The sequence below is a fragment of the Variovorax paradoxus genome (genome assembly GCF_000834655.1).
Taxonomy (GTDB): domain Bacteria; phylum Pseudomonadota; class Gammaproteobacteria; order Burkholderiales; family Burkholderiaceae_C; genus Variovorax; species Variovorax paradoxus_F.
In genome coordinates this window covers 1-5,451 of the sequence record NZ_JXQQ01000086.1, presented here as the reverse complement: position 1 = coordinate 5,451, position 5,451 = coordinate 1, and the positions used below count along the sequence as shown (strand labels likewise).

General features: G+C 62.6%; 6 protein-coding genes. 1 reads left to right on the top strand and 5 read right to left on the bottom strand.

The genetic code is table 11. From position 1 onward, the window contains the following. A partial coding sequence (locus tag RT97_RS33625) for a hypothetical protein (protein ID WP_216595192.1) occupies nucleotides 1-195 on the top strand: 195 nt, incomplete at its 5' end. Between the two features lie 5 nt (nucleotides 196-200). On the opposite strand, the gene fusA is transcribed toward RT97_RS33625, so the two are convergent. The 5 genes from fusA to RT97_RS27460 form a co-directional block, all read right to left on the bottom strand. After that, entirely contained in the window at nucleotides 201-2,300 is a 2,100-nt protein-coding gene (fusA, locus tag RT97_RS27480) for an elongation factor G (protein ID WP_042582035.1), read from the bottom strand. A gap of 96 nt (nucleotides 2,301-2,396) precedes the next feature. Next, nucleotides 2,397-2,870, bottom strand: a complete 474-nt coding sequence (rpsG, locus tag RT97_RS27475; RefSeq protein WP_013543947.1) for a 30S ribosomal protein S7 — start codon at nucleotides 2,868-2,870, stop codon at nucleotides 2,397-2,399. A 148-nt stretch (nucleotides 2,871-3,018) separates the two neighbouring features. Beyond that, nucleotides 3,019-3,396 carry a 30S ribosomal protein S12 gene (gene rpsL, locus RT97_RS27470; protein WP_013543948.1) on the bottom strand — a complete coding sequence of 126 codons (378 nt, stop codon included), beginning with the start codon at nucleotides 3,394-3,396 and terminating at the stop codon, nucleotides 3,019-3,021. 194 nt (nucleotides 3,397-3,590) lie between these two features. Beyond that, nucleotides 3,591-4,760, bottom strand: a complete 1,170-nt coding sequence (locus tag RT97_RS27465) for a D-alanyl-D-alanine carboxypeptidase family protein (protein ID WP_042582036.1) — start codon at nucleotides 4,758-4,760, stop codon at nucleotides 3,591-3,593. A gap of 40 nt (nucleotides 4,761-4,800) precedes the next feature. Beyond that, nucleotides 4,801-5,433: an alpha/beta hydrolase gene (locus RT97_RS27460; protein WP_042582034.1), complete on the bottom strand. Its 633-nt coding sequence runs from the start codon at nucleotides 5,431-5,433 to the stop codon at nucleotides 4,801-4,803. Nucleotides 5,434-5,451 lie beyond the last annotated feature (18 nt).

The window sequence follows — 5,451 nt, the reverse complement described above, 5'->3', positions numbered from 1 at the left end:
ACCGATCGTGCCCACGTTCACGTGCGGCTTGGTGCGGGTGAATTTACCTTTTGCCATTTTTCAATCCTTGAAAGAGCATTTCCCGTGTATTGGTTTTATGTCTGCACCCGATTGCTGGTTCGCCTCGCACGGGAACGTGGCGGCACCGGATCGCAGACAACGAAGGCCACGCACTGCGTGGCCTTGCATTCTTAAAAAGCTTACTTTGCGCGAGCAGCCACGATGGCTTCGGCGACGTTACGGGGAGCTTCGGCGTAGTGCTTGAACTCCATCGTGTACGTGGCGCGGCCTTGCGACATCGAACGCAGCGTGGTCGAGTAGCCGAACATTTCCGACAGCGGCACTTCGGCCTTGATGGACTTGCCGCCACCGATCATGTCATCCATGCCCTGCACCATGCCGCGGCGTGAGGACAGGTCGCCCATCACGTTGCCGGCGTAGTCTTCAGGCGTTTCCACTTCCACGGCCATCATCGGCTCCAGGATCACGGGGCTGGCCTTGCGGGCGCCTTCCTTGAAACCGAAGATCGCGGCCATCTTGAACGCCATTTCGTTCGAGTCCACGTCGTGGTACGAGCCGAAGTGCAGCGTGACCTTGACGTCAACGACGGGGTAGCCCGCCAGCACGCCTTGCGTCAGCGCTTCGACAACGCCCTTTTCCACTGCGGGGATGTATTCGCGAGGAACCACACCGCCCTTGATGGCGTCGACGAACTCGAAGCCCTTGCCCGCTTCTTGCGGCTCGAGCTTCAGGATCACGTGACCGTACTGGCCCTTGCCGCCCGACTGGCGAACGAACTTGCCTTCGGCATCTTCGACCGTCTTGCGGATCGTTTCGCGGTAGGCAACCTGGGGCTTGCCCACGTTGGCTTCCACGCCGAATTCGCGCTTCATGCGGTCCACGATGATTTCAAGGTGGAGCTCGCCCATGCCGGCGATGATGGTCTGGCCTGATTCTTCGTCTGTCTTGACGCGGAACGACGGGTCTTCCTGAGCGAGACGCTGCAGGGCGATGCCCATCTTTTCCTGGTCGGCCTTGGTCTTGGGCTCGACGGCCTGCGAGATCACCGATTCCGGGAACACCATGCGCTCGAGCGTCACGACGGCTGCCGGGTCGCACAGGGTTTCGCCCGTGGTGACTTCCTTCAGGCCCACGCAGGCGGCAATGTCGCCGGCGCGGATTTCGTTGACTTCTTCGCGGTTGTTCGCGTGCATCTGCACGATACGGCCGATACGTTCCTTCTTGCCGCGCACCGGGTTGTAGACGCTGTCGCCCTTGGTCAGCACGCCCGAGTAGACGCGCACGAAGGTCAACTGGCCCACGAACGGGTCGGTCATCAGCTTGAATGCGAGCGCAGAGAACTTCTCGCCGTCGTCAGCCTTGCGGGTGACGGGTGCTTCGTCTTCGTCGGTGCCGGTGACCGGCGGAATGTCGGTCGGTGCGGGCATGTATTCGACGACGGCGTCGAGCATGGCCTGCACGCCCTTGTTCTTGAAGGCCGAGCCGCACAGCATCGGCTGGATTTCGCCGGCGATGGTGCGCTGGCGGATGGCCTTCTTGATTTCTTCCTCGGAGAGCTCACCGCCTTCGAGGTACTTGTTCATCAGCTCTTCGCTGGCTTCGGCAGCGGCTTCGACCAGCTTTTCGCGGTATTCGGCGCAGACGGCAGTCAGGTTCGCGGGGATTTCACCGTAGGTGAAGGTCACGCCCTTGTCTTCGTCCCAGATGATCGCCTTCATCTTCACGAGGTCGACGATGCCCTGGAAGTGCTCTTCGGCTCCGATCGGGATCTGGATCACGACAGGGTTGGCCTTCAGGCGGTCCACCATCATCTGGCGCACGCGCAGGAAGTCGGCGCCGGTGCGGTCCATCTTGTTGACGAACGCGAGACGCGGAACCTTGTACTTGTTGGCCTGGCGCCAGACGGTTTCGGACTGGGGCTGCACGCCACCGACCGCGTCGTACACCATGACTGCGCCGTCCAGCACGCGCATCGAGCGCTCGACTTCAATGGTGAAGTCCACGTGGCCGGGGGTGTCGATGATGTTGATGCGGTGTTCTTCGAACTTGCCGGCCATGCCTTTCCAGAAGCAGGTGGTGGCAGCCGAGGTGATCGTGATGCCGCGCTCTTGCTCTTGCTCCATCCAGTCCATCGTGGCGGCGCCGTCGTGCACTTCACCGATCTTGTGGTTCACACCGGTGTAGAACAGGATACGTTCGGTCGTCGTGGTCTTGCCGGCGTCGATGTGCGCGGAGATGCCGATGTTGCGGTAGCGCTCGATGGGGGTCTTGCGGGACATGATTTACTTTCGGGTTGAAATGCGTTGAGCGCTGGGCCCCGAGTACGGGCACAACGCCCGACACTCAGCACCCAACGCCCAAGCGAAGTTTGATTTTTAGAAGCGGAAGTGGCTGAACGCCCGGTTGGCTTCCGCCATGCGGTGCACTTCGTCGCGCTTCTTCATGGCACCGCCACGGCCTTCCGTGGCTTCCATGAGTTCGTTGGCCAGACGCAGGGCCATCGACTTTTCGCCGCGCTTGCGAGCGGCTTCCTTGATCCAGCGCATCGACAGGGCGAGGCGGCGGACAGGACGGACTTCGACCGGCACCTGGTAGTTCGCACCGCCAACGCGGCGCGACTTCACTTCGACCATCGGTTTCACGTTGTTGATGGCAACGGTGAAAGCTTCGAGCGGGTCCTTGTCAGGGTTCTTCTTTTCGATGAAGTCGAGCGCGCCATAAATGATGCGCTCGGCGATCGCCTTCTTGCCGCCTTCCATGATCACGTTCATGAATTTCGACAGCTCGACATTGCCGTACTTGGGATCCGGCAGGATTTCACGTTTGGGGACTTCGCGACGACGTGGCATTTTTCTAACCTCTTTGCTTCAGTTGGCACCGTTTCCGGCACCGCGAGAGCCAGTCAGGACTCTCACTTACTCGACCCGGGATTGGGTCACTTCGTTCGATATGCCCGCCAAGGCAACCGAACACCGTTTTTTCTGACGACAGGAAGGCTTAAGCCTTCTTGGGGCGCTTCGCGCCGTACTTGGAACGCGACTGCTTGCGGTCTTTCACGCCTTGCAAGTCGAGCGAACCGCGCACGATGTGGTAGCGAACACCGGGCAAGTCCTTGACACGACCGCCGCGAACCAGCACGACGCTGTGTTCCTGCAGGTTGTGGCCTTCGCCGCCGATGTAGGAGATGACTTCGAAGCCATTGGTCAGACGGACCTTGGCAACTTTACGAAGCGCCGAGTTGGGCTTCTTTGGCGTCGTGGTGTAGACGCGGGTGCAGACACCGCGACGTTGCGGCGAGTTCTGCATGGCAGGGCTTTTCGAATTGATCTTTTCGACCGTTCGACCCTGACGCACCAGTTGATTGATGGTTGGCATGAATGAATTAGTCCCAAAACAACCCGGCCCTGGTTGCAAAACCGCCCTTGGTCGTGACGCAAGGAAGCCGGGAATAACGAAAACGTGAAACCCTTCGGAAAATTCCGAAAAGCCCACGAGTATAGCAGGCGAGCCTGAAACGGCAAGGTCAGGCGCGGCCAGCGCTGGCTGGCGACCTCAAGCGCCCGGCTTTCTTACTTGATCCAGAGGCGCACGGCATCCCAGGCGCGGCCGAAGACGCCGGCCTGCTCGACCGCTTCCAGGGCCACCAGCGGCACGTCGGCCACCGGCTGGTCGTCCAGGGTCACCTTGAGCGAGCCCACGGCCTGGTACTTGGTGAAGGGCGCCACGAGAGGGTCGGGGCGCGCCACCTGGGTCTTGATCTTGCTGGCGGAGCCGGCCGGGACCGCCACGACGATGGCTTCGGGGCGACCCAGCTTCAGCACGTTTTCCTTGCCCTTCCAGACCGCTGGCGTGGCGGCCGGCTGGCCGGCGTCGAACAGGCGGACGGCGTCGTAGGCCGTGTAACCCCAGTTCAGCAGCTTCTGCGATTCGTTCGCGCGCACCGTCTCGCCCGAGGCGCCCAGCACGATCGACAACAGGCGGCGTCCGCCGGTCAGGTTGGGGAAATCCCGCTTGGCTGTGGCGATCATGCAGTAGCCGGCGGCTTCGGTATGGCCGGTCTTCAGGCCGTCGACGGTCGGGTCGCGGAACAGCAGCAGGTTGCGGTTGGTGTCGTTGGTCGACGGCGTGCCCGGGTAGCGGTACTTCTTGATGGCGTAGTACTTCGCTTCTTCCGGGAAGTCGCGCACCAGCCGGGTCGCCAGGATGCTCAGGTCGCGGGCCGTGGTGGTGTGGCCAGGCGCCGTGAGGCCTTCGGGGTTCTTGTAGCTGGTGTTCTTCATGCCCAGCGCCTTGGCCTGGGCGTTCATGAGTTCGACGAAATGCTCGACCGTCCCGCCCACGCCCTCGGCCAGGGCCACGGTGGCATCGTTGCCCGATTGCACGATCAGGCCCTTGATCAGGTCTTCGACCGGCACCTGCATCTTCGGGTCGATGAACATGCGGGAGCCGGGCATCTTCCAGGCGCGCGGGCTGACCGGGAAGGTCTGGGTCAGCGTGATCTTCTTGGCGCGCAGCGCGTCGAACACGATGTAGGCCGACATCAGCTTGGTGAGCGAAGCCGGCTCCACCGGGCTGTCGATGTCCTTCTGCGCGAGGATCTGGTTCGCGGTCACGTCCAGCAGCAGATAGCTGCGCGCAGCGATTTCGGGCGGGGCCGGCACCTGGGCGGCAGCGATCACGCCGACCGAGGCAGCGGCGGTCAGCACCAGTGCGCGGAGCGCATTGAAAAAACGATTCATGGGGAGGATGGGAAGAGACGAAAACAAGCCCGTGAGGCTTTCATTCAATGCCCGCGCGGAGGTGGCGGGCAACCAGACTTTTGAGCAGGGGCAATTGTCCGTGAAAGAAATGGCCGCCCCCGGGAATAACCGTGACAGGAAGTGACTGTGGCCGCGCCCAGTCCATCACGGCGGCCAGCGGCACCGTGTCGTCCGCTTCGCCGTGAACCACCAGCATGCGCTCGTGGGCCTCGACAGGCAGCACGGCCACGGTATTGCGCGCGGCGGCAGTGCCGACAAGCACGACCTGCTTGATGTCGCGCGCAGCCCAGAGCTTTTCGGCGGCGCCGCAGGCAACGAAAGCGCCGAACGAAAAGCCGGCGATGGCCAGCGGGCCTTCAGGCGCCAGTTGGCCGACGACATTCAGCATGTCTTCCAGCTCGCCGCGCCCTTCGTCATGCACGCCTTCGCTGGCGCCGACGCCGCGGAAGTTGAAGCGCACCGTTGTCCAGCCGCACGACACGAAAGCGCGCGCCAGGGTCTGCACGACCTTGTTGTCCATCGTGCCGCCGAACAGCGGATGCGGATGGGCGATCACCGCGATGCCACGCGGGGCTCCGGCGGGTTGGTCACGCTGCACCTCGATCGCGCCGGCTGCGCCCTGGAGGCTGATCTTTTCGGTCTGGGAGTTCATGGCAGGGTGGGTGGGCGG

Coding starts and splice junctions, on each gene's coding strand:
- fusA (WP_042582035.1), bottom strand. CDS start 2,300: ATGTCCCGCAAGACCCCCATCGAGCGCTACCGCAACATCGGCATCTCC.
- rpsG (WP_013543947.1), bottom strand. CDS start 2,870: ATGCCACGTCGTCGCGAAGTCCCCAAACGTGAAATCCTGCCGGATCCC.
- rpsL (WP_013543948.1), bottom strand. CDS start 3,396: ATGCCAACCATCAATCAACTGGTGCGTCAGGGTCGAACGGTCGAAAAG.
- RT97_RS27465 (WP_042582036.1), bottom strand. CDS start 4,760: ATGAATCGTTTTTTCAATGCGCTCCGCGCACTGGTGCTGACCGCCGCT.
- RT97_RS27460 (WP_042582034.1), bottom strand. CDS start 5,433: ATGAACTCCCAGACCGAAAAGATCAGCCTCCAGGGCGCAGCCGGCGCG.